24 protein-coding genes are annotated in these 24,008 nt (G+C 68.4%); 17 read left to right on the top strand and 7 right to left on the bottom strand.

The features are described 5' to 3' along the window. Nucleotides 1-26: 26 nt before the first annotated feature. From ACZ3HV_RS30200 to ACZ3HV_RS30190, 3 genes are all read left to right on the top strand, one after another. Nucleotides 27-914 carry an ABC transporter ATP-binding protein gene (locus ACZ3HV_RS30200; RefSeq protein ID WP_465689061.1) on the top strand — a complete coding sequence of 296 codons (888 nt, stop codon included), beginning with the start codon at nt 27-29 and terminating at the stop codon, nt 912-914. Between the two features lie 29 nt (nt 915-943). Then, nucleotides 944-1,747, top strand: coding sequence for an ABC transporter permease (locus tag ACZ3HV_RS30195; protein WP_465689059.1), 804 nt, complete (start codon nt 944-946; stop codon nt 1,745-1,747). Nucleotides 1,748-1,951: 204 nt separating this feature from the next. After that, nucleotides 1,952-2,137, top strand: coding sequence for a DUF3073 domain-containing protein (locus ACZ3HV_RS30190; RefSeq protein ID WP_360372954.1), 186 nt, complete (start codon nt 1,952-1,954; stop codon nt 2,135-2,137). A gap of 376 nt (nt 2,138-2,513) precedes the next feature. Here the strand turns inward: ACZ3HV_RS30190 and purM are convergent, their stop codons facing one another. Beyond that, nucleotides 2,514-3,587 (bottom strand): phosphoribosylformylglycinamidine cyclo-ligase, encoded by a 1,074-nt coding sequence (gene purM, locus ACZ3HV_RS30185; RefSeq protein WP_465689057.1) that lies wholly within the window; start codon nt 3,585-3,587, stop codon nt 2,514-2,516. Nucleotides 3,588-3,612: 25 nt separating this feature from the next. Next, the gene (gene purF, locus ACZ3HV_RS30180) at nt 3,613-5,175 is read right to left on the bottom strand and encodes an amidophosphoribosyltransferase (protein WP_465689055.1); all 1,563 of its coding nucleotides are present in this window, start codon (nt 5,173-5,175) and stop codon (nt 3,613-3,615) included. 406 nt (nt 5,176-5,581) lie between these two features. Between purF and ACZ3HV_RS30175 the strand changes: the two genes are divergently transcribed. Beyond that, on the top strand, nt 5,582-6,436 hold the full coding sequence (locus ACZ3HV_RS30175; protein WP_465689053.1) for a helix-turn-helix transcriptional regulator: 855 nt from the start codon (nt 5,582-5,584) through the stop codon (nt 6,434-6,436). A gap of 117 nt (nt 6,437-6,553) precedes the next feature. Next, on the top strand, nt 6,554-7,054 hold the full coding sequence (locus ACZ3HV_RS30170; RefSeq protein WP_465689051.1) for a hypothetical protein: 501 nt from the start codon (nt 6,554-6,556) through the stop codon (nt 7,052-7,054). A gap of 25 nt (nt 7,055-7,079) precedes the next feature. Here ACZ3HV_RS30170 and ACZ3HV_RS30165 read toward each other — a convergent pair whose 3' ends face one another. From ACZ3HV_RS30165 to ACZ3HV_RS30150, 4 genes are all read right to left on the bottom strand, one after another. Then, nucleotides 7,080-8,450, bottom strand: a complete 1,371-nt coding sequence (locus tag ACZ3HV_RS30165) for an NAD(P)(+) transhydrogenase (Re/Si-specific) subunit beta (protein WP_465689049.1) — start codon at nt 8,448-8,450, stop codon at nt 7,080-7,082. Then, nucleotides 8,447-8,752: an NAD(P) transhydrogenase subunit alpha part 2 gene (locus tag ACZ3HV_RS30160; protein ID WP_360372940.1), complete on the bottom strand. Its 306-nt coding sequence runs from the start codon at nt 8,750-8,752 to the stop codon at nt 8,447-8,449. The genes ACZ3HV_RS30165 and ACZ3HV_RS30160 overlap by 4 nt, the downstream gene beginning before the upstream one ends. Nucleotides 8,753-8,861: 109 nt before the next feature. Next, entirely contained in the window at nt 8,862-9,983 is a 1,122-nt protein-coding gene (locus ACZ3HV_RS30155) for an NAD(P) transhydrogenase subunit alpha (RefSeq protein ID WP_465689046.1), read from the bottom strand. A gap of 43 nt (nt 9,984-10,026) precedes the next feature. Then, on the bottom strand, nt 10,027-11,361 hold the full coding sequence (locus ACZ3HV_RS30150; protein WP_465689044.1) for a M20/M25/M40 family metallo-hydrolase: 1,335 nt from the start codon (nt 11,359-11,361) through the stop codon (nt 10,027-10,029). A gap of 120 nt (nt 11,362-11,481) precedes the next feature. Here ACZ3HV_RS30150 and ACZ3HV_RS30145 point away from each other — a divergent pair, with 120 nt between their 5' ends. Next, entirely contained in the window at nt 11,482-12,447 is a 966-nt protein-coding gene (locus ACZ3HV_RS30145) for a hypothetical protein (RefSeq protein ID WP_465689042.1), read from the top strand. Here the strand turns inward: ACZ3HV_RS30145 and ACZ3HV_RS30140 are convergent. Next, a complete protein-coding gene (locus ACZ3HV_RS30140; protein ID WP_465689040.1) occupies nt 12,444-13,976 on the bottom strand; it encodes a serine/threonine-protein kinase in 1,533 nt (510 codons plus the stop codon). The two genes, ACZ3HV_RS30145 and ACZ3HV_RS30140, sit on opposite strands and share 4 nt — an antisense overlap. 90 nt (nt 13,977-14,066) lie before the next feature. Here ACZ3HV_RS30140 and ACZ3HV_RS30135 point away from each other — a divergent pair, with 90 nt between their 5' ends. The 11 genes from ACZ3HV_RS30135 (at nt 14,067) to ACZ3HV_RS30085 (ending at nt 23,933) form a co-directional block, all read left to right on the top strand. Then, a complete protein-coding gene (locus tag ACZ3HV_RS30135) occupies nt 14,067-14,201 on the top strand; it encodes a hypothetical protein (protein WP_465689038.1) in 135 nt (44 codons plus the stop codon). 16 nt (nt 14,202-14,217) lie between these two features. Next, entirely contained in the window at nt 14,218-15,384 is a 1,167-nt protein-coding gene (locus tag ACZ3HV_RS30130; protein ID WP_465689036.1) for a hypothetical protein, read from the top strand. 56 nt (nt 15,385-15,440) lie between these two features. Beyond that, complete coding sequence (locus tag ACZ3HV_RS30125; protein ID WP_465689034.1) at nt 15,441-16,178, top strand: metallophosphoesterase family protein; 738 nt, start codon at nt 15,441-15,443, stop codon at nt 16,176-16,178. A gap of 17 nt (nt 16,179-16,195) precedes the next feature. Then, complete coding sequence (locus tag ACZ3HV_RS30120; RefSeq protein WP_465689032.1) at nt 16,196-17,326, top strand: histidine kinase; 1,131 nt, start codon at nt 16,196-16,198, stop codon at nt 17,324-17,326. A gap of 216 nt (nt 17,327-17,542) precedes the next feature. Then, complete coding sequence (gene fdhA, locus ACZ3HV_RS30115; protein ID WP_465689030.1) at nt 17,543-18,757, top strand: formaldehyde dehydrogenase, glutathione-independent; 1,215 nt, start codon at nt 17,543-17,545, stop codon at nt 18,755-18,757. A gap of 108 nt (nt 18,758-18,865) precedes the next feature. Next, on the top strand, nt 18,866-19,057 hold the full coding sequence (locus ACZ3HV_RS30110; protein ID WP_360372910.1) for a hypothetical protein: 192 nt from the start codon (nt 18,866-18,868) through the stop codon (nt 19,055-19,057). Between the two features lie 45 nt (nt 19,058-19,102). Next, nucleotides 19,103-19,849 (top strand): LytR/AlgR family response regulator transcription factor, encoded by a 747-nt coding sequence (locus ACZ3HV_RS30105; RefSeq protein ID WP_465689027.1) that lies wholly within the window; start codon nt 19,103-19,105, stop codon nt 19,847-19,849. Nucleotide 19,850: 1 nt separating this feature from the next. Continuing rightward, nucleotides 19,851-20,231, top strand: coding sequence for a hypothetical protein (locus ACZ3HV_RS30100; protein ID WP_465689025.1), 381 nt, complete (start codon nt 19,851-19,853; stop codon nt 20,229-20,231). A 12-nt stretch (nt 20,232-20,243) separates the two neighbouring features. After that, nucleotides 20,244-21,770, top strand: coding sequence for a sodium/solute symporter (locus ACZ3HV_RS30095; RefSeq protein ID WP_465689023.1), 1,527 nt, complete (start codon nt 20,244-20,246; stop codon nt 21,768-21,770). A 187-nt stretch (nt 21,771-21,957) separates the two neighbouring features. After that, nucleotides 21,958-22,290 (top strand): DUF485 domain-containing protein, encoded by a 333-nt coding sequence (locus ACZ3HV_RS30090; protein ID WP_360372898.1) that lies wholly within the window; start codon nt 21,958-21,960, stop codon nt 22,288-22,290. Between the two features lie 11 nt (nt 22,291-22,301). Next, nucleotides 22,302-23,933, top strand: coding sequence for a solute symporter family protein (locus tag ACZ3HV_RS30085; RefSeq protein ID WP_465689289.1), 1,632 nt, complete (start codon nt 22,302-22,304; stop codon nt 23,931-23,933). The last annotated feature ends 75 nt before the right edge of the window (nt 23,934-24,008 follow it).

Genomic DNA, 24,008 nt, shown 5'->3' with positions numbered 1-24,008 from the left:
GGGTCCGTGACGGTTGACTCGTTGCCATGATCACCGTCGAGAACCTGACCAAGCGCTACGGCAGCACCACGGCTGTCCAGGATGTGTCGTTCACCGTCGAGCCCGGCAGCATCACCGGCTTCCTCGGCCCGAACGGCGCCGGCAAGTCGACCACGCTGCGGATGCTGACCGGGCTCACCCCACCGACCTCCGGCACCGCGACCATCACCGCCAAGCGGTACGCCGACCTGCCGAACCCCGGCCGGGTCGTCGGGGTCATGCTGGACGCCGCCGCGCAGCATCCCGGCCGTACCGGCCGCGAGACGCTGCTGCTGAACGCCAGCCTGCTCGGCGTCCCGAAGGGCCGGGTCGACGAGATGCTCGAGGCCGTCGGGCTCACCCCGGCCGCGAAGCGCCGCGTCGGTCAGTATTCGCTCGGTATGCGGCAGCGGCTCGGTATCGCGAGCGCGCTGCTCGGCGACCCCGCCGTACTGATCCTGGACGAGCCGGCCAACGGGATGGACCCCGAGGGCATCCGGTGGATGCGCGGCCTGCTGCAGGACTTCGCGTCCCGTGGCGGCACAGTGATCCTGTCCAGCCACCTGCTGGGCGAGGTGCAAGCAACCGTCGACCGGCTGGTCGTCATCGGCGGCGGGCGGATCGTCGCCAACGGCTCGCTGGAAGAACTGCTGGCCGGAAGCGGGACGCTCGTCCGCGGTCTCGACCCGATCGGACTCAACCAGGCCCTGACCGCCGCCGGCCTGCAGCTCGAGCCGCTGCACGACGGCTCGCTGCGGGTCGACGCCACCGCCGAGCAGGTCGGGCGCGCCGCCGCGGCCGCCGGCCAGATCCTGATCGAGCTGCGCCAGAGCGACGGCGCCGGCCTGGAGGACCTGTTCTTCCAGCTCACCACTCCGACCGCCGCAGCGGCCTGATCACACCTACTTTTCTGGAGCTCATCACCATGACCACCGTCACTGAGATCGCGCCGACCGCCCCCAAGCACCGGGCCGAGGTGGCGACCGCATTGCCGCCCGCCCGCGGGCAGTCCTTCCTGAAACTCGTCACCATCGAACTCCGCAAGGCCGTGAACACTCGCAGCGGCCGGGTCCTGATCGCCGCGATCCTGCTGCTGGCCGCGATCGCGGTCGGCTGGCAGCTGACCCACCTGCCGCAGGGACCGGCCGGCATCGACGGCTTCCTGGGCGCCGCGTCGACCAGCGTCATGCTGCTGCTGCCGGTGATCGGCGTGATGGCGATGACTTCGGAGTGGACTCAGCGGACCGCATTGACCACGTTCACGCTGTCGCCCCGCCGGGTGCGGGTCCAGCTGGCCAAGTTCGTCTCCGCGGTCGTGCTGAGCGTCGTGGTGATGACCGCGGTCGTCCTCATCGCGCTCGCCGGTACGGCGCTCGCCGGCGCGGTCACCGACCACACGACGTCGTACGCCGGACTGGGCGGGCAGCTCGCCGGGGCCTACCTGACCGTCGCGCTGAACGTGGTGATGGGTGCCGCCTTCGGTGCGGTCATCGCCCAGACCGCGGTCGCGATCCTGGTCTACTTCATCGCCCCGACCGCCTGGTCGCTGGCCGGGCCGGCACTGTTCAAGGACAACGCGAACTGGCTGGACGTGTTCGGCGCCTTCGGCCGGATCGCGGAGCGCGACCTGCACGGGATGCTGCCCGAGACGCTGACCGCGATCGGGGTCTGGATCGTCCTTCCGACCATCGTCGGACTGTGGGCTAGCTCACGTCGCGAGGTTAAATAGAAGGACTGGACGCGGCGGGGTGGGCCGGTTTGAGGGGACCGGCCCGCCCCGCCGGCCGTGTGATCGGACCTCTCCTTGTCCCAGCCAGGGGGCGGTGCGTGTGTCGATCCCTCGCTCCGGGTATCCTTGAACCACGATTACTGACGACTGATCCGTGGGCGCCACGCTGCGTACCCGGTTGACTTGTGCGAGGGGGTCGACGCTATGGGGCGCGGCCGTGCAAAGGCCAAGCAGACGAAGGTCGCTCGCGACCTGAAGTACCGCACCTGGGACACCGATTTGGATCAGCTCAAGCGTGAGCTGTCCGGTGAGCAGGGTGGGAACGGTTCTGCGAACGGCGACAACGACGGCGACGGAGACGACGCCGACGACTACCACCCCCGTCGGTAAGCAACACCAGCCCGGCTGACTGCTCAGCACCTCTCGGGGTGCCTGAGCAGTTCACCGTGCGCCCGACGAGCTCCACCACACCAGCACCACCGATGCGCTGCCTGCTACCCACTTCCAGGGCGTAGCCGGCAGCGCACCAACACGGCACCAACTCAGCGACAGCTGCACCTGGCGCCCGCCTCAGCCTGACAACTGCGTCCGGCACCGGCTTCCGGCGTCTCAGCGACAGCTGCTTGCCGACAGCCTGGCGCCGGCCACAGGGGCAACTGCTCCCAGCCGGGGCTTTGCTTGGCCGCCGACGGTCACCGTCCCAGCCGACCTGCAAAGCGCCGGCTGGGAGCTACCCGCAGAACCAAGCGACGGCTGCGGCAGCGAGCTACTTGGCGTACGAACCTTCGAGCACGACACTGCCACCCGGCTCAGCGCTGACCTCACCACAGACCCACGCCGGAATATCGCGCGCCCCCAGCGCCGCAATCGCCGCATCCGCCGCCGACGGATCCAGTACGGCAACCATCCCCGCCCCCATGTTCAGCGTCTTCTCCAACTCCGGCAGCGCCACATCCCCCAGCAGCCCCACCAGCCCGAACACCGGCGCCGGCGCCCACGTCCCCCGGTCGATCCGGACCGACAACTCATCCGGAATCACCCGCGCCAGGTTCGCCGCGAACCCACCCCCGGTGATGTGCGACATCGCGTGCAGCGGCCGCTCGTCCCCGCCGTTCAGCTCCTGGATCAGCTCCAGGCAGTGCTTCGCGTAGACCCGGGTCGGCGTCAGCAGCACCTCACCCAGCGTCGTGCCAAGCTCCGGCACCTCCCGGTCCAGCGTCCACTTGGCACGCTCGAAGAACACGTGCCGCACCAGCGAGTACCCGTTCGAGTGCAGCCCCGACGACCCCATCGCGACCACGACGTCCCCCGCGCGCACCCGCTCCGCACCGAGCACCTCGTCGGCCTCGACGACACCGGTCGCCGCGCCGGCCACGTCGTACTCGTCAGCCTCCAGCAGGCCCGGGTGTTCCGCGGTCTCGCCGCCGACGAGCGCCGTACCGGCCTCCACGCACGCCTCGGCGATGCCCTTCACGATCTGCGCGATCGTCTCCGGGACCACCTTGCCGGTGCAGATGTAGTCGGTCATGAACAGCGGCTCGGCGCCGCACACGACCAGGTCGTCGACGACCATCCCGACCAGGTCGAACCCGATCGTGTCGTGCTTGTCCAGCTTCTGCGCGATCGCGACCTTGGTCCCGATCCCGTCCGTCGAGGTCGCCAGCAGCGGCCGCCGGTACGACGTCAGCGCGGTCGCGTCGAACAGCCCGGCGAACCCGCCGAGGCCGCCGACCACCTCCGGGCGGGTCGCCTTGGCCACCCACTCCTTCATCAGCTCGACGGCCCGGTCACCAGCCTCGATGTCGACTCCGGCGGCGGCATAGCTCGCGCCTTGACTCACGATCTTCTCTCCTCGGTACGGCGTACTACGGGCGACTGAGCGCGTCGGCGGCACCGCCACCGCCGGACACCGTGGCCAGCCCGTCGGCGTCGGTGGCCACGGGCAGCTCGAGCAGGTGCTTGCCGAGGTGTTCCGGTTCCGGCAGCGCCACCGGGTAGACCCCGTCGAAGCACGCGCGGCAGAGCCGGTCCTTCGGCACCGTGGTGGCCTCGACCAGGACATCCAGGCTGATGTAGCCGAGCGAGTCGGCGCCGAGCGAGCGGCAGATCTCCTCGGTGTTCAGGCCGTTCGCGATCAGCTCGGCGCGGCTGGCGAAGTCGATGCCGTAGAAGCACGGCCACTTCACCGGCGGGGCCGTGATCCGGACGTGGATCTCCTTCGCGCCGGCCTCACGGAGCATCCGGATGACCGCGCGCTGGGTGTTACCGCGGACGATCGTGTCGTCCACCACGACCAGCCGCTTGCCCTCGATCACCTCGCGCAGCGGGTTCAGCTTGAGCCGGATCCCGAGCTGGCGGATGGTCTGACTCGGCTGGATGAACGTGCGGCCGACGTACGCGTTCTTGACCAGGCCGGCGCCGTACGGGATGCCGGACTCCTCGGCGTACCCGATCGCGCCCGGTACGCCGGACTCCGGGGTGGCGATCACCAGGTCGGCGTCCGCCGGGTGCTCGCGGGCCAGGCGGCGGCCGATCTCCACGCGCGTGGAGTGGATCCGCTGGCCGGAGATCTGGGTGTCCGGGCGGGCCAGGTAGACGAACTCGAACAGGCAGCCCTTCGGGTCCGGCTCGGCGAACTTGGTCGAGCGGAGCCCTTCGGCGTCGATCGCGACGATCTCACCCGGCTCGACCTCGCGGATGAAGCTCGCACCGACGATGTCGAGGGCGGCGGTCTCACTGGCGATCACCCAGCCGCGCTCCAGGCGGCCCAGCACCAACGGGCGGATGCCCTGTGGGTCGCGAGCGGCGTACAGGGTGTTCTCGTCCATGAAGATCAGGCTGAAGGCGCCCTTGACCTTCGGCAGCACCTTCGCGGCCGCTTCCTCGATGGTGAGGTCCGGGTATCCGGCGAGCATCGAGGTGAGGATGTCGGTGTCGGACGAGGCGCTGTGCTTGGCGTTCGCCTTCGCGTGCTCGACCTCGACGTCCAGGCCGAGATCGAGATCACCCTCGCCGTTCAGGCTGGCGGCCAGCTCACCGGTGTTGGTCAGGTTCCCGTTGTGACCGAGCGCGATCGAACCGGTCGCGGTGGACCGGAACGTCGGCTGCGCGTTGGCCCACACACTGGACCCGGTCGTCGAGTACCGGCAGTGGCCGATCGCGATATGCCCGCGCAGCGACGCCAGCGTCGCCTCGTCGAACGCCTGACTGACCAGGCCCATGTCCTTGTAGACCAGAATCTGGCTACCGTTACTGACCGCGATCCCCGCCGACTCCTGCCCGCGGTGCTGCAGTGCGTAGAGCCCGAAATAGGTGAGCTTGGCAACCTCTTCGCCAGGAGCCCAGACCCCGAACACCCCACAAGCATCCTGCGGTCCCAGGTCCTGCGGATCAATCTCATGAGTCAGCCGACCATCGCCACGAGCCACACCCGCAGTCTACGGGACGCGCGAGGGACCTCCGGACGACCGGGTTGCCAGGACCGCTACCAGCACGTCATCCCGATGCAGTTCGGCTCAGCAGCGGCATCAGCAGCAGACGCCGGGAGCGTAGCGGCTGCGGTCAGAAGCAGGGCGGAACTGACTACGATCAGCAACTTCTTGATCACAACTTGTCCCTTCGAAGTAATCCGGAACCACTATTGAGTGCTCATTGTCGACGCACTCTGTATATGGTCGGTTCCGACAAGTTCTGGGGAGAAGGATCGTGCTCGAGCCGCTAGGAGTGGATGAAGCCACCTTTGCGGTCTATCACGCCCTGCTCAGCCACCCAGACAGTACGCCCGACCGGATAGCGGCGCTAGTAAATAGACCCGTAGCCGAAGTCCATGAGCTCATGAACAGCCTCCGAGAGCTTGAGCTGTTGGTCCCCACCTGGACCAACCCTGAGGCGGAGCACGCCGTTCACCCTCGGGTGGGGCTGACCGGTCTTGCCGAGCGCCGGCGGACCGAGTTGAACAAGCTTCTCGGCGAGCTCAAGGAGGCCGAAGCCTCGGCCGAGGTGGTCGCTGAGCAGTACAACGAACTCCTCACCGCCCGTAGCAGCGGTGACGTCGAGATCCTCAAGGGCAGGGCGAATGCGTCTCGGCGCATCGAGGAACTGGCGCTGAAGGCTCGGGACACCTTCTGGGGCCTGGTGCCGGCGCACGTCGACGACGTCGTCCAGTTGGTCGACAGGTCGCCTGACGTCGTCCTCCTCGAGCGCGGACTCAAGATGCGCACGGTCTACCTCCAGAGCATGACCGCGTCGAAGCAGGCGCTGGACTACGCCGCCAGGATGCACCGGCTCGGCGGTGAGGTGCGGGCGACGCCGACCCTTCCGATGCGGCTGCTGATCTTCGACCAGGAGATCGTGATCATGCCGATGGATCCGGAGAACCCGACCGCCGGCGCCGTGATCCACCGCACACCCGCCGTCGTCTCCGTCGCCCTCGCCTTGTTCGACGCCTACTGGTCGCGCGCGACCGAGATGTTCGACCCAGACGACCGCGACGACGACACCCCGCTCACCCCGCATGAGGCAGAGGTACTGCGCCTCCTCGCCGGCGGAGCCAAGGACGAGCAGGTTGCGCGACTCCTGGGCATCTCGTTGCGTACTGCTCGGCGGATTACCGCCAACCTCTCCGAGCGCCTTGATGCTGCCAGTCGATTTGAACTGGGAGTCGCCGCGGCCAAGCGCGGTTGGGTGTGACTGCACTATCTGAGAGTTCGCTCAGTGTTTGCGAGTGATGAAGCCCCAGTCCCAGGCGTGTGCAGATCGGCCGTGGGAATGCGCGCAGGGCACAGCGAACCTCGTCGGTGGGAAATGATGGCGAGAACGACCGGCGGATCGGAGGGGAATGGGCCTGGTGACGTTCAGGCCGAGATCGATCGGCTCCGCGAGCCGGGGCTGGTGGTGCCGCGCTGGAACATCGCGGACGAGGAGTATCCGCTGCACCCGTCGGTCGACTTCGAGCGCCTGACCGCACGCCGGCAGCAGCAGCTCGACGAGCTCACCACGGACCTCAAGAACGACCAGATCACCGCCGGCCAGTTCATCGCCGACTACAGCGAATTCCTGATCCAACGCACAGCCCGCGACATAGAGGGCCCCGAAGGCCGAGAACGTGCATACCAAAGAATGCAGCAGTTCCGGCCGACCAAGTCCGCCTGGGGATCGTGCCAGATGACACACCCTTGGACCGCGAGCCAACGAGCCGCCGGACGACCACTTCCTGGCGCTGGTCGACGTACGCTATCTGATCCTCGGGTCCCCAATGAAGGTGCGGGGAAGCGGGAGTTGTACACCTTCGTCGCCGAGCGTGGCTGAGTGCGGTGACCCAGCCACGGGTGGGTCAGACGTTCTTCAGGGCGGCTAGGAGTTTGGTCAGGGAGTCTCGGGCGTCGCCGAAGAGGAGCGTGGTTCGGGGGTCGTAGAGGAGTTCGTTCTCGATGCCGGCGAAGCCGGGGCGCATGGAGCGTTTGAGGAAGACGACTCGCTGCGCCTCGTCTGCGTTCAGGATGGGCATGCCGTAGATGGGGGCGGACGGGGTGTTGCGGGCGGCGGGGTTGACCACGTCGTTGGCGCCGACGACCAGGACCACATCCGTCGACTTGAAGTCGCCGTTGATGTCGTCCATCTCGCGGAGCTGGTCGTAGGGGACCTGGGCCTCGGCGAGCAGGACGTTCATGTGGCCGGGCATCCGGCCCGCGACCGGGTGGATCGCGTAGTCGACCTTCACGCCGCGGGCCTGGAGCTCGTCGACCAGGTCGCGCAGGGCGTGCTGCGCCTGGGCGACGGCCAGACCGTAGCCCGGCACGATGATGACCTTGTTCGCGTACCCGAGCAGGATCGCCACGTCCTCGGCGCCACCGGAGATGACCGGCCGTTCGGACGCCGTACCGCCGCCGAGGGTGGACCCGCCGCGCACGGCGCCGAAGAGGATGTTGAAGACGGACCGTCCCATCGCGTCCGCCATCAGTTTGGTCAGCAACGTACCGGCCGCGCCGACCAGCGTGCCCGCGATCAGCAGCAGGCTGTTGCCGAGCACATAACCGCCGGCCGCCACCGTCAGGCCGGTGAACGCGTTCAGCAGCGAGATGACGATCGGTACGTCGGCCCCGCCCACCGGCAGCACCAGCATCACGCCGATCGCGAGACCGAGCAGGCAGAGCAGTACGCCGACCCACACCCGCGGATCGGAGACGAGCCAGACCGACAGCGCGATCCCGCCGAGGATCGAGGCGATGAAAAGCACCGGCAGCCCGGGGAACGTCACCGGCCGCGTGGTCATCAGCTCCTGCAGCTTGGCGAACGTCACCACCGAACCCGAGAAGCTGATCGCACCGACCAGCACGGTGAACGCGGTCGCGATCGCGGCGACCGTCTGGCCGTCGCGCACCTCGCCGAGCTCGATCAGCGCGACCAGCGCGGCCGCGCCACCGCCGACACCGTTGAACAAGGCAACGAGTTGCGGCATGTGCGTCATCTGCACCCGCCGCGACCCGATCACACCGCCGACCGTGCCGACCGCGAGGGCGATCAGGATCGGCGCCAGGTGGTCCGGCTTGTACGCGGCGAACGTGATGATCACCGCGAGCACCGCACCGGCGGCACCGAGCAGGTTGCCGGCCCGGGCGCTCCGCGGCGACGACAGCGCCTTCAGCGCGACGATGAAACAGACCGCGGAAACCAGATAGCCGATCTGGGCCCAGGTGGGGATCACTTGTGCAGCTCCTTCTTGCGAGCCCCCGGACCTTTGAACATCTCCAGCATTCGGTCGGTGACCACGAACCCGCCGACCATGTTGACCGTCGCCAGTACGACGGCCAGGAGCCCGACCACGACCACCAGAGCGGACTCGGCCTGCCCGGTGACGATGATGGCGCCGACCAGGATGACGCCGTGGATCGCGTTCGCCCCGGACATCAGCGGGGTGTGCAGCGTCGAGGAGACCTTGCTGATCACCTCGACCCCGACGAACGCCGCCAACACGAAGATCGTGAGTAGCGCAATTGACTCGGTCACGGGGCCTCCCGGTCTGGACTGAGGAGCGTAGGGAGCGAAGCGACTGGAGTGACGAGGGAAGACCGGGAGCCAAGGCCCCGTGACCACGCCGGTGCCGAAGGCCCGGCCATCAGAGCGGTCCTTCCAGAAGCTCGCGGGTCGGCTCGTGCAGGACGCTGCCGTCGTGGGTGACGCAGCAGCCGCGGACGATCTCGTCGTTGAAGTCGGGGTCGAAGGCGGCGTTGCGGGTCATCAGCCGGATCAGGTTGGTGATGTTCTGACCGTAGAGCCGGCTGGCCGGTCCGGCCATCTGGCTCGGTACGTTCGCGCCACCCCAGACCAGCGCGTCGCCGATGGTCAGCTCGGTGCCGGCCACGGATCCCTCGACGTTGCCGCCCTGCTCGGAGGCCAGGTCAACCACGACCGACCCCGGCTTCATCTGCTCGACCATGGACCGCGAGACCAGTTGCGGTGCGGTCCGGCCCGGTACGGCGGCTGTCGTGATCAGGGCGTCCGCGGCGGCGACGTACGGCGTGAGCAGTTCGCGCTGGAGCTGGGCACGTTCGGCCGTCATCTCGCGGGCGTAGCCGCCCGGCCCGTCCAGAGTGCCGAGCTCGAGCTCGATCGGGACGGCGCCCATCGACGCGATCTCCTCGGCCGCCGCCGTACGAACGTCGTACGCCTTGACGACGGCACCGAGGCGCTTGCAGGTCGCGATCGCCTGCAGACCGGCGACGCCCGCGCCGAGGACGAGGACCTGGGCCGGCGGGACGGTGCCGGCCGCGGTCATGTTCAGCGGGAAGAATCGCGGGAGCCGTTCGGCCGCGACGATCGCGGCCCGGTATCCCGCGACCAGGGCCTGGGAGGACAGCGCGTCCATCGACTGTGCCCGGGAGATCCGCGGGACGAGCTCCATCGCGAACGCGGTCAGCTTGGCCCGCGTTGCGGTCCGGACCATATCCGGTGGATTCGTCGGCAGGAACGACATCAGCGCCGTACCGGCGTGCAACCGCTGCAGGCGCTCCCGCTCGAGCGGCTGCACCGATGCCACGATCGTGGCCGCGTGGTCGGCACCCCAGGCGACGTCGGCCCCTGCGTCGCGGTACTGCTCATCGGAGAACAGGGCCCGCTCGCCGGCGGCAGGCTCGACCGCCACCTCGTAGCCGAGCTCGATGAGTTTCGCGACTTGTTCCGGCACCAGCGCAACCCGGCGCTCGGCCGGTCTGGTCTCCCGTACGACTGCGATCTTCACTCGCCGAAACCTATGCCAAACACTGGGTCGCCGAAAAGCCCGATCATTCCTGGTTGGCCAGGTTCTGAAGGAGAAGCGCCTCCGCGAGGCACACCTTGGTGAACTCGGCCAGGTGCAGACCCTCGTCGATCCCGTGCGCCCGGGTGTCCGGATCCTCGACGCCGGTGACCAGGATCGAGGCCTGCGGGAAGGTCTGCTGGAACTCCGCGATGAACGGGATCGACCCGCCCATGCCCATGTCGATCGGCTCGACACCCCACGCGGTCTTGAACGCCGCCCGAGCCGCTTCGTACCCGGCGCCCCGCGCGTTCACACTGCACGGCTGGCCGGTCTGCCCCTCGGTCACGGTGACCTGCGCACCCCACGGCGCGTGGTTCTCGAGGTGCTCCTTGAGCGCGATGCTCGCCTTGATCGCGTCGTCGCCCGGCGCGACCCGCAGGCTCACCTTGGCCCGCGCCATCGGTACGAGCGTGTTGCTGGCCTCGGCCACCGACGGTGCGTCGATCCCCAGTACGGCGATCGCCGGCCTGGTCCACAACCGGTCGACCAGCGAACCCGAGCCGGTCAGCCGGACGGAGTCCAGCACGCTGGACTCGGACCGCAGCCGGTCCTCCGGGTACTCGACATCCGCCGCCCGGGACGCGTGCAGCCCGTCCACCGCGACGTCACCCTTGTCGTCGTGCAGGGTGGCGAGCAGCCGGCACAACGTCGTCAGCGCGTCCGGGATCGGGCCGCCGAACAGACCGGAGTGGACCGCGTGATCCAGGGTGCGGACCTCGACGTACGCCTCGACCAGGCCGCGCAGCGACACCGTCAGCGCCGGCCGGCCGATGTCCCAGTTGCCGGAGTCGGCGATTACGATCGCGTCGGCGGCGAGGTCGTCGGCGTACTCGTCGAGCAGTTGCAGCAGGGTCGGCGAGCCGATCTCCTCCTCGCCCTCGACGAAGACGGTCACGCCCACCGGCAGATCGTTGCCGAAGGCCCGTACGGCGGCCAGGTGTGCCGCGATGCCGGCCTTGTCGTCGGCCGCGCCCCGGCCGTACAGCCGGTCGCCGCGCTCGGTCGGCTCGAACGGGTCGGACGTCCACTGCTCGACCGGTCCGGTCGGCTGGACGTCGTGGTGCGCGTACAGCAGGACCGTGGGCTTCCCGGCCGGCGCGGCCTTCTTGGCGATGACCGCGGGCGCACCCTCGCCGGCCCGGACGATCTTCACCGTGAAGCCCTCGGCCTCGAACAGCGCCGCGGTCGCCTCGGCGGAACGCTGGACGTCGGCCGCGCGGGCCGGTTCGTAGCTGACCGACGGGATCCGGATGAGGTCCTCGAGGTCGGCACGGACGCTGGGCAGAACGCGGTCGATCGCCGCGGACAGATCGGTCATGCGCCTACCGTACGGCGTCCGTTCGCGGAACTGACGCTCGGGAAACCCTCGCGCGTTACTCATTGGCGATTTACTCTGGAATTCTCGTAGGTTTCCGCCCAACCTCCAGAGGATCTGATCATGGTCAAACGCCCCTTCGCCATCGTCACCGCCATCGTCACCGCCATCGTCACCGCCCTCATCACCTCCGCCGCGGCGCTCACCGCCGCACTCCCCGCGAGCGCCGCGATCACGTGCGACACCGCGACCACCGGAGGCTCGACCTTCTACGACGGGCCGTCCGCGTCGAAGAAGTACGACGCCCGGTTCAGTAACAGCGTGAGCATCCCGAACCTCAGCACGCACACCCCGCAAGGCGCGGGCACTTGGTACAACTGGGACGGCGCCGGCAAGAACCTGCTCCTGGTCGCCTCCTACCGCGAGGGCGCCGACTCGCAGATCTACGGCATCGACCCGTCGACCGGCTCCACCGTCGGCGTGGTCGCGATCGCCGAGTCGCACGTCGGCGGGATCACCGTGAGCAAAGGCTGGGCGTTCGTGGCCGGCGCCGGCAGCAGCATCCGGAAGTACCGCCTGACCGAACTGCGGGACGCGTTGAAGGCAGCGGGTACGCCGTACCTCGCGCAGATCGGGACCGCGCGGGACGTGGCCGGGTCCTCCTTCATCGGGAGCTACGGGGACTCGCTGTTCTCGGGGACGTTCAACGAGACCGGCCGCGGGACCATGTACGAGTACAAGATCGCCGACGACGGCACGCTGACCACGCTCGCCGGCGCGTGGGAGGTGCCGACCAAGACGCAGGGCCTGACGGTGACCGCGAACCACTTCATCTACAGCACGTCGTACGGGCGTGGGAACCGCAGCAACATCTATGTGGTGAAGCGCGGCCAGAAGGACCTGGATGCGGCGGCGCTGAGCTGCTTCCGGGCGCCGAGCATGACCGAGGGCATCACGGAGTACAACGGAACGGCGTACTTGGTCTACGAGTCCGGCTCACACCTGTACGCCTCGGACCCGGCCACCCTCAACGTCATTCCCCGCATGCACAAGGCAACCACCTCGTCGCTGACGTCGCTGGTCCCTTAGGGCGTGTAGGTCACCGAGTTCAGCACCTTCTCGCGCCCCGTGTTGTTGTCGTCGCGCACCTGGATCCGCAGCAGCGTGGTGGGGCTCACCTGCCGGTACTGCTCCACCACCGAGGGGTGGTCGCCGCAGCTGTGCCGGAAGGTGACGATCTGCTGGTCGCCGATCTGCCCGGGGTCCGCCGGTCCAGCCGCGCATCCCTCGGGCGCAGTGGCGCTGGTCGGCAGCTGTGACGCGGGGGTCAGCCCGACGAAGACACCCTCGGTGTTCGGGTTGGACCGCCACGTCGACGTGTTCGTGCTGACCACCAGGGACTTGTCGGGGTCGACCGCCTTCTGCGACCAGGCATGCGGCACCTCGACCGACAGCGGCCCGTTCTCCACCTTCACCGGACGGCTGAGGACGTACTGGTAGCCGCCATAGCCACCGCCGGCCGCCAACAGGACAGCGGCGAGGACGGCGATCCACCGTGAGCGAGTGGACCGCTTCGACAGGGTGGTGACGGTCGGCGGAGTGCCAACGGTCGACTGGCTGGCGTCAGTCGACTGGGTTGTGCCAGTCGACTGGGTTGTGCCAGTTGGCTGGGTCACGCTGGCCGGCGTGGCAGAACCCGTCTGCTGATCTGCGCTGGACAGGGCGGTGGCCTGGTCGACGGTGCCGGTCACAGTGGTCGGAGTGGGCATCTCAGCGGCCGGCACCAGCCCAGGCGGGATCTTCCCGGTGGTGTGGGCCTCGCGCAGTGCGTTGAGGAAGCTGTCCAGGTCCGGCCAGCGCTTGTCCCGGTTCGGCTCGAGAGCACGGCGTACGACGACATCGATCGCGTCCGGGACGTCCTCGCGCAGCGTGGTCATCGACGGCGGTGGCTTCTCGATGTGCATCACCGCACCCAGGCTGACCACGCCATGCGGTGCCTGTCCGGTGAAAGCGGCGTACGCGACCGCTCCGAGCGAGTAGAGGTCCGCGCGGTGGTCAAGCCGCTCACCGAGCACCTGCTCGGGAGCGACGTACGCCGGAGTGCCGCCAGGCATCGTGATCCGCGAGACCTCGGCCAGCGACTTGCCCAGACCCAGGTCGGACAGCATCGCCCGGTCGCCGGCCGGATCGCTGTGGAACAGCACGTTGGCCGGCTTCACGTCCCGGTGCAGGACGCCGCGGGCGTGCAGGTGCTTGAGGCCCCTGCCGACCTGAGTGATGATGCGGACCGCCTCGGCGAACTCCAGCGGCCCGGCCTTGATCCGGTCCGCGAGCGTGCCGCCGTCGGCGTACGTGAGCACCATGAACGGACGGCCGTCGTCGGACTCCCCGATGTCGTGGACCCCGACGACGTAGAGCGAGTCGACCTTGCGCAGGAACCGGCCCTCGGCCAGGAACCGGCGGCGGACGTCGTCGTCCTCGATCCAGTTGTCGGACAGGATCTTGATGGCGACTTCGGCGTCCAGTTGCTCGTCCCGGGCCAGCCAGACGGTCGCGAAACCACCGGCACCCACCCGGCGGACCAGGGAGTACCGGCCGATCCGCGGTGGCTGGTCCATGGCGCAATTATGCTCGATCGCACCTGCGACCCGCTCGCCGCAGGGTGGAGGCGGCGAACAATCGGGTGTCTTGGAGCGTCTCAAACGGGGATGGAGACGGTACGGGTAGCAGCGAAGAACCGGCCGCTGGTCGCTGTGGCGGCCGCGGTTGCGGTCGGCGCGGTCGCGGGCGGCGGCCTGCTGGCCACACCCCTGTCCCCCGAACCGCTCCTGCTCGGGTCATGACGTTAGGAGTCCGCTGATGCGGCAGAAGAACGGGCGCCTGATCGCCCTCGTCGCAGCCGTCGCCGTGGCCGCCATAACCACCGGCGGCGCCCTCGCCTACCGCCAAGGCACCAACGCCACCGAAGCCGAAGCCGCCCCTCTCTCCACTTCGCCGTCCCCCACGCCCAGCACCACACCCGCTCCGACGCCGACCGCGACTCCGACGCCGGCACCGTCGAAGACGCCGGTAAAGACCCCCACCAAGGCCGGCCCGGTCAAGTCCGAGGTCAAGCTGGCGAAGCTCTCGCAAGGCCGAGCCCCTCAGATCGCCTACCTGACCGGTCGGACGGTCCGCGGTGGAGCCGGCCAGGACGTGAAGGTCCCGGGGACCGGGTACATCCAGGCGGTCGCCCGGCTGCGCCAGTCGGTTCTGGCGATCGTGAGTACGCAGGACAACACCACCGAGATGCTGACCATCGGCTCGGACGGCGCCGTCCTGCGGCGGACTCCCAACATCAGCGGGGTCGTCACCACCGAGGACGGGACGGCGGCTGCCTACCTCGCCACCCTCACGTCCGACACCGGTGAGCAGAAGCCGGGGGCCACCATCTACGCGGAACAGGAGAGCGTCCGCAAGCTCACCGTGCCGGACGTCTGGAACGCGAGCATGATCGGCTATGTCAACGGCAAGGTCTACTTCCAGGCGTCCGACAAGGAGGCCTCCAGCACCTGGACCCTCTACGAGTGGATCCCGGGTGGCTCGAAGGCGACCGAGGTCAAGACGGTTCCGAAGCCGACCGCGGTGTCCGGCGACGGTACGACGGCCGCGTCGCTGACCACCCTGAACGACTACAACAGCTGCACCAGCGTCGTCTCGATGGCGAGCGGCAAGAGGCTGTTCCGCACCTGCGAGTACCAGGTCGACGGCTTCACCCGGGACGGCGCCACCGCGATCGCAGGTCCGTTCTACCGCGATGGGTACGGCGACGGCATCGCAGCTGCCCTGGACGCGAAGACCGGGACCCTGATCCACGAGTGGTCCGGCGTCTTCCGGCAGACGGTCGCCGAGGACGACCAGCACCTGCTGATCCTCGCCGACAACGGTGAGGAGAGTCCTGCCTCGATCATCCGCTGCACGATCGCCACCGGCGCCTGCGAGCTCGCCACACCGCTCGAGAAAGGCAATCTGCTGATCGGCAGCTGATCTGCTCTGAGCAGAGTCCCCCTGTGTTTGTTGGGGTTTCGGGGGAGACTGCGGGCATGGCGACGGTTGCGGTGTTGGCTGATGTGCATGGGGTTTTGCCGGCGTTGGAGGCTGTGCTGGCCGAGGGCGACGTGCTGGCGGCGGATGTAATTGTGCTGGCGGGGGATATCGCCAGTGGGCCGCAGCCGGTGGAGACGTTGGACTTGCTGACCAGTCTGGGTGAGCGGGTGGTGTGGGTTCGGGGGAACGCGGATCGGGAGCTTGTGGAGATGGCTCGCGGGCAGTTCGAGGGAGAGGCGCCGGATGCGGTGAGCCCTTGGGCCGCTGGGGAGTTGCGGGCGGATCAGGTGGAGCTGCTGGCTGGTCTGCCGACCACGGTGACGATCGGGGACGCGTTGTTCTGCCATGCGACTCCCCGGGACGATGAAGAGATGGTCCTGGTGGACAGTCCAATCTCGCGGTGGGCCACCGTGTTCAGCGGAGTGCCCGCAAACATTCGTACAGTCGTCTGTGGGCATACACATATGCCGTTTGCCCGGCAGGTGGATCGGCGGCTGGTGGTCAACGCGGGGAGCGTGGGGATGCCGTACGGCGCTCCTGGGCCTAGCTGGGCTCTGGTGACGCCGGATGGGGTGCAACTGCGACGGGCACCACTCGACACGGTGAAGGCCGCGGAGCGGATCGTCGCCGAGTCGACGTACCCGGGCCGGGAAGACTGGGTGGCTGAATATCTGCTGACCAACTACTCCGACACCGAGGCATTGGAAGCGTTCAGGCCACGCGCGGAGGGTTGACCGGCTACCGTCAAGGGGTGTTCGCGCGGCGGCGGAAGCATTTCGGGACTCCGGCTGACAAGGCAACGTATGCGACCCTGCATACCGCCTCGCTGGCCACTCCCCACCTGCGCGAGGGCCTGACGCCCGCCGCGGCCGGCAAGGCGAGCCGCCACCTCAGAGACCTCCTCGGTACGGCGGCCATCGCCATCTGCGACTCCTCCGGCGTACTGGCGTGGGACGGGGTCGGCGGCCCCTACGAGAGCAACCACCGCGGCGACGCGAAGGCCCTGGCCGCGCCGACACTCCGGTCCGGTCGTACGGCGGTACTCGGCGCCCACGACGTGGCCTGTAGCGATCCGCAGTGCCCGATCCGTACGGCGGTGGTCGCGCCGATCGTCACCGAGGAGCGAGTGGTCGCCGTACTGGTCGCGTACAGCATCCGCTCATCCGCCGCGCTGGTCCGGGCCACCGAAGAGGTGGCCCGCTGGGTCTCCGGCCAGGTGGAGCTGGCCGAGCTCAACAAGGAACGCACCCGGGCCATGGAGGCGGAGCTGCGCGCTTTGCGGGCACAGATCAGCCCGCACTTCATCTACAACGCCCTGGCCGCGATCGCGTCGTTCGTCCGGACCGATCCGGAGCGGGCGCGGGAGCTGCTGCTGGAGTTCGCGGACTTCTCCCGCTATGCGCTGAGGCGTGGCGGTGAGTTCACCACGCTGGCCGACGAGCTGCGCAATGTGGAGCGCTATCTGGTGCTGGAGCAGGCCCGGTTCGGCGATCGGCTCAAGGTGTCGCTGCTGATCGCTCCCGAGGTACTGCCGGTGGTCATCCCGTTCCTGGTCGTGCAGCCGCTGGTGGAGAACGCCGTACGGCACGGTCTGGAAGGCACCACCGGGGTCGGCCGGATCACGATCCACGCCCGGGACCGGATCAACGAGGCCGAGATCAGCGTCGAGGACGACGGCGCCGGCAGCGACCCGGAGATCATCCGGGCCGCGCTGTCGGGCGAGACCGGCAGCGACTCCGTCGGCCTCGGCAACGTCGACGCGCGGCTGCGCCAGGTGTACGGCGACGCGTACGGCCTGGTCGTGGAGACCGCAGTGGACGCGGGCACCAAGGTGACTTTCCGAATCCCCAAGTACTCCTCAGGCGTGCACGCGTCCGGATGACACGCCCGGCGTTGACGGTGCGGAGGGCGGCTACTAGCGTCGAACTCGATCCCCTTACGGCGTTGGTCTTGCGCGTCCGAGCGGCCATCGCCTGGGACGGGATTCACCTGGGCGGGGCAGGCGACGACTGGATCGCCTTCTCGGGGGCGGTCACGGCCCGCGGTAGCGATATCGCACGTCCACTGCGGTGGAACGTCCTGGAGAGGAGCATCACTCGTGCCAGGGAACAGGGCAGTTATTTACAAGGGACCAGGTGACGTGGCGGTCGAGACGATCGACTACCCGACCCTGGAGCTCAAAGACGGTCCGGGAGTCAATCCCGCGAACGTCGGGCGGCAGGTTCCGCACGGTGCGATCTTGAAGGTCGTGGCCAGCAACATCTGCGGCAGCGACCAGCACATGGTGCGCGGCCGGACGACGGCACCGCCCGGGCTCGCGCTCGGCCACGAGATCACCGGTGAGGTGGTGGAGGTCGGCCGGGACGTCGAGTTCATCAAGGTCGGCGACCTGGTGTCGGTTCCGTTCAACATCGCCTGCGGGCGGTGCATCAACTGCAAGGAGGGTAAGACCGGAGTCTGCCTGAACGTGAACCCGGACCGGCCGGGCTCGGCGTACGGGTACGTCGACATGGGCGGCTGGGTCGGCGGCCAGGCGGAGTACGCGCTGGTGCCCTACGCCGACTGGAACCTGCTGAGGTTCCCCGACAAGGACCAGGCGCTGGAGAAGATCCGTGACCTGGCGATGTTGTCGGACATCTTCCCGACCGGGTATCACGGAGCGGTCACCGCGGGAGTCGGGACGGGCTCGACGGTCTACGTCGCCGGGGCAGGGCCGGTCGGCCTCGCCGCGGCAACGTCGGCGTTCCTGCTCGGCGCGGCGGTCGTCATCGTGGCGGATCTGCAGAAGGAACGCCTCGAGCAGGCCCGCGGCTTCGGCTGCGAGACGATTGATGTGTCCGAAGGGGATCCGAAGGATCAGATCGAGCGGATCCTCGGTGTGCCGGAGGTGGACAGCGCGATCGACGCGGTCGGGTTCGAGGCGCACGGCCACGGCTCCGACGCCCAGTCCGAGCGGCCGGCGACAGTGCTGAACACGGTCATGGATGTCACTCGTGCCGGTGGCGCGGTCGGCATTCCGGGCCTCTACGTCACCGGTGATCCCGGGGCCTCCGACGAAGCCGCGAAGACCGGTTCACTGTCGATCCGGCTCGGCCTCGGCTGGGCCAAGTCGCTGGCGTTCACGACCGGCCAGTGCCCGGTGATGCGGTACAACCGCCAGTTGATGCAGGCGATCCTGCACGACCGGACACAGATCGCGAAGAACGTGAACGCGACCGTGATCCCGCTGGACCAGGCACCGGAGGGTTACCGCGAGTTCGACCAGGGCGCGGCCCGCAAGTACGTGCTCGATCCGCACGGACTGATCAAGTAGCCGGGCAGACCGACGGGAGCTGGGCTCCGACCCGGCTCCCGTCGCCAGGTTCACCACGCCCGGGCGATACTGCGGATTGGGGGCAGACCGTTACGGGAGCGACGTCTCATGAGCAGCGACAGCCGACTGGATCTCGAGTTCGCCTACACGAGCCATCAGGATTCGTGCAAGGACCTGTACTCGCCGTACTACTACTGCCGTCGTCCCCGCGGCCACGACGGTGTGCACGCCGCGGGCTATGGCTCAAGCCGGCTGCGCTGGGAACACCAGCCCGACCACGCACCACGCATGCTCTCCTGACACCAGGTGGTGCCCAAGGTCTACGCGTCCCCTTAGTGTGAAGCCATGGCCGACACTCCGCTGCGGGCGCTGGTTGCCGACGACGAGCAGCCTGCCCTGGCCGAGCTGGTGTACCTGCTCGAGCAGGACCCCCGGATCGGCCAGATCCAGACCGCCTCGAACGGTCCGGACGCGCTGAAGATCCTGCACGAGTCCGACCTGGACGTGGTGTTCTGCGACATCAAGATGCCCGGCCTGGACGGCATCGACCTGGCCAGGGTGCTGACCAGGTTCAAGAGCCGACCGCAGATCGTCTTCGTCACGGCGTACGACGAGCACGCGGTGGCGGCGTTCGACCTCGAAGCGACCGACTACGTGATGAAGCCGGTCCGGGCCGAACGCCTGGCCGAGGCGGTCCGCCGGGTGGTCACCCAGGGCGCACCGGCCGCACTGCAGACTCCCGAGGAGACCGAGGACGAAACGATCCCGGTCGAACTGGCCGGCGTGACCCGCTGGGTCAAGCGGTCGACGGTCCGGTACGTCGAGGCGCAGGGTGACTACGCCCGCCTGCACACCGGCCAGAACTCGCACCTGGTCCGGATCCCGCTCAGCACGCTCGAGGAGCGCTGGCGTGACGTGGGCTTCACCCGGATCCATCGCAGCACGCTGGTCGCACTCGCCCACGTGGACGAGATGCGCGTCGAGGGCGGCCGCTGCGCGGTCCGGGTCGGTGACGACTGGCTGCCAGTCAGCAGGCGCCACACCCGTGAACTGCGCGACCTGCTGGTCCGCACGACCTCGCTGCGCGGATGACGTGAGTACGCCGGAGGGTCCGCGAAGGGTCCGGGTCACCAGCCCGCGGACCAGCGCCGCCCGGCGACCGATCATCCCGACCGGTGCGCGCGAGATCGACGAGCAGACCCGGCTCGGCGAGATCTACATGCACTCGCTGATCCAGTCCCAGCTCCGGCTCACGCTGGCCGTGATCGGCGGCGTACTCCTCGTCCTCGGCAGCATCCCGTTGCTGTTCTACCTGGTCCCGCCGACCCGCACGCTGTCCGCTCTCGGCCTGCCGCTGCCCTGGCTGCTGCTCGGCGTCGCGGTCTACCCCGTGGTTTATGTTGCCGCGCGCATCTATGTCCGCCACGCCGAGCGGATCGAGGCCGAGTTCACCGAGTTCGTCGGGCGGCAGTAGATGTCGCCGGCGATGAGCTTGACCGCGATCGGGCTGGTGATCGTGGCAACGATCGGGATCGGCCTGTTCGGGCTGCGGATCTCCCGGACCACGAGCGACTTCTACGTCGCGAGCCGCGCGGTCACCCCGCGCTGGAACGCGTCCGCGATCAGTGGCGAGTACCTGTCGGCGGCGTCGTTCCTCGGTGTGGCCGGACTGGTGCTGGTCAACGGCGCTGACATGCTGTGGTTCTCGGTCGGCTACACCGTCGGCTACCTGATGCTGCTCGTGCTCGTCGCGGCGCCACTCAGAAGGTCGGGCGCCTACACCTTGCCCGACTTCGCCGAGACCCGCTTCGAGTCTCCGATAGTTCGCCGCATCTGCTCCGGCCTGGTCGTCGGGATCGGAACGCTCTATCTGCTTCCCCAGTTGCACGGCGCCGGTCTGGCCGTGCAGACCGTCACCGGCGCACCCACATATGTCGGAGCCGCGATCGTCGCGGTGATCGTCGTGATCAACGTCGCCGCAGGTGGCATGCGCTCGATCACCTTCGTGCAGGCCTTCCAGTACTGGCTGAAGCTCGCCGCTCTGGCCACGCCGATCTTCGTCATCCTGATGACCTGGCGTCATCCGGCCGGCGTACTCGATTCTCTCCAGGGCGCGGCGGCGGAGTGGGCCGAGCCGCTGTCCAGGGCCGGCGGCCGTGACCACCCGCTGTACGCGACGTATTCGTTGCTCTTGGCCCTTTGTTTCGGAACCATGGGCCTGCCCCACGTGCTGGTCCGGTTCTACACGAACCCGGACGGACGGGCGGCACGTCGTACGACGGTCGTCGTACTGGCGTTGCTCGGTCTCTTCTACTTGTTCCCACCCATGTACGCCGTCCTCGGCCGGACCTTCGCGCCTGAATTGGTGAACAGTGGCGCGGACACCGTCGTACTCAAGCTCCCCGGGGAGGTTTTCCCTGGTACAGCAGGGGATTTGCTCGGTGCGCTGGTGGCTGCGGGCGCGTTCGCGGCGTTCCTGTCGACGTCGTCCGGGCTGACGGTCGCGATCGCCGGGGTGATCGATCAGGACCTGTTGCGGAGCCGGCTGCACCGGTGGACCGGCGGTGACTACGTGGCGGTGAACAGTTTCCGGATCGCGGCGCTGCTCTCGATGACCGTGCCATACCTGGCGTTCACGGTGACCGGTGCGCTGAGTCTCGCGGACACCGTGGGGCTCGCGTTCGCGGTGGCCGCGTCGACGTTCTGCCCGCTGCTGGTGCTGGGGATCTGGTGGCGGCGGATGTCCACGACCGGGGCCGCCGCCGGGCTGGTGGTCGGCGGGATCGCGGCAAGCGCGGCCGCGTTGGTCAACGTGATCGGCGCGCCGTCGGGCGGTTGGCCGCGAGCGCTCGTCGGCCAGCCGGCCGCGTGGACGATGCCACTCGCGTTTCTCACCGTGATCGTGGTCTCGAAGCTGACCCCCGACCGCATCCCGGCCGGCACCGCCCGCAGCATGGTCCGCCTCCACACCCCGGAGGCCGTCGACGTGGATCGCGGTCTTCCCCAACGATGAGACCGCTCATCGTCTGTTTCCTACCGCTCGCCGCAGATCAGTGATCCACCGGTCGACTGGTGTGGTCCGCTGAGCGCTCGTTGCGTGTGGGTACTGTCGATCGAGCGTGGCCCGGACCACAGTACGGACCAGCAGCAGCCCCTGCCGGCCCACCGCCCGGCCTGATCCCCCGTCTGGAGGTCACGCGATGTCTGACACGCGCGATCCGGACCTGACGACGTACCGAGATGTCCAGCTGTCGCCGGACTTCTCCGAGTTGCGTCGCAGGTTCCGGAACTTCGTGTTCCCGATGACCGCGCTGTTCCTGGTGTGGTACTTCGTCTATGTCCTGCTCGCCGCCTACGCGCACGACTTCATGTCGCACAAGGTCGGCGGAAACATCACCGTGGCCCTGCTGTTCGGGCTCGGCCAGTTCGTGTCGACGTTCGCCATCACGATGAGCTACGTGCGCTGGGCCGACCGCCGACTCGATCCGGACGCCGAGACGCTGCGCCACCAGATCGAGGGAGACGAGCAGTGACCGCCCCGTTGATGTTGCCGCTGGCAACCGATATCGGCAACCCGACCGTCAACATCGTCATCTTCGCGCTGTTCGTGGTCGCCACCTTGGCGATCGTCCTGCGGGCCTCGCGGAACAACCGGACCGCGGCCGACTTCTACGCCGGCGGCCGATCCTTCACCGGCCCGCAGAACGGCATCGCGATCGCCGGCGACTATCTGTCCGCCGCATCCTTCCTGGGCATCGCGGGTGCGATCGCCCTGAACGGGTACGACGGCTTCCTCTACTCGATCGGCTTCCTGGTGGCATGGCTGGTCGCCCTGCTGCTGGTCGCCGAACTGCTCCGGAACACCGGCCGCTTCACGATGGCCGACGTACTCTCGTTCCGGCTCAAGCAGCGGCCGGTCCGGATGGCGGCCGCGATCTCGACCCTCGGCGTCTGCTTCTTCTACCTGCTGGCGCAGATGGCCGGCGCCGGGGGTCTGGTCGCTCTGCTGCTCGGTGTGTCCGGCCGGACCGGGCAGAGCATCGTGATCGCCGTGGTCGGCGCGATCATGATCACCTACGTGCTGGTCGGCGGCATGAAGGGCACCACCTGGGTGCAGATCATCAAGGCCGTCCTGCTGGTGATCGGGGCGGGCATCATGACGCTCTGGGTGCTGGCCAAGTACACGTTCAACCTGTCCAGTCTGCTCGGTGCGGCCGTCGACAACAGCCCGGCAGCCGGCGAGAAGCTGCTCAACCCGGGTCTCCAGTACGGCGCAACGGGGATCAGCAAGCTGGACTTCATCTCGCTCGCCCTCGCGCTCGTGCTGGGTACGGCGGGTCTGCCGCACGTCCTGATGCGGTTCTACACCGTGCCGAACTCCAAGGAGGCCCGGCGCAGTGTCAGCTGGGCGATCTGGATCATCGGCATCTTCTACCTGTTCACCCTGGTGCTCGGGTACGGCGCTGCCGCGATCGTCGGCCCGGACCGGATCAAGGCCGCACCGGGCAAGGCGAACTCGGCCGCACCACTGCTGGCCTTCGAGCTCGGCGGTGAGCTCCTGCTCGGCGTCATCTCCGCGGTCGCCTTCGCCACCATCCTGGCGGTCGTGGCCGGCCTGACGATCACCGCGAGTACGTCGTTCGCCCACGACATCTACGGCTCGATCATCAAGAAGGGCCAGATCAGCGGCGACGGCGAGGTCCGGGTGGCCCGGTACACCGCGGTCGTGATCGGTCTGGTCGCAATTATCGGCGGCATCTTCGCCAACGGCCAGAACATCGCCTTCCTGGTGGCGCTGGCGTTCGCGGTCGCGGCCAGTGCGAACCTGCCGACCATCCTGTACTCGCTGTTCTGGCGGCGGTTCAACACCCGTGGGGCACTGTGGAGCATCTACGGCGGTCTGGGCTCGGCGATCATCCTGATCGCGTTCAGCCCGGTCGTCTCCGGCAAGGTCGATGCCAAGACCGGTGCCAGCCTGTCGATGATCACCGACACGAGCATCGACTTCCACTGGTTCCCGCTGGACAACCCCGGCATCGTCTCGATCCCGCTGGCGTTCCTGCTCGGCTGGCTCGGCACGGTCACCAGCAAGGAGCCGGTCGACGTCGACAAGTTCGCCGAGATGGAGGTCCGCTCCCTCACCGGCGCCGGCGCCGAGAAGGCCGTTCAACACTGAAGACCTGTCAGGCAGGCCCTGCTGATCCGACGCGAACCTGCCTGACAGCCCCACCCCGATAGACGGACCCGGCCA

This window comes from Kribbella sp. NPDC020701 (genome assembly GCF_055562215.1).
This window is presented reverse-complemented; position numbering and strand designations above follow the sequence as displayed.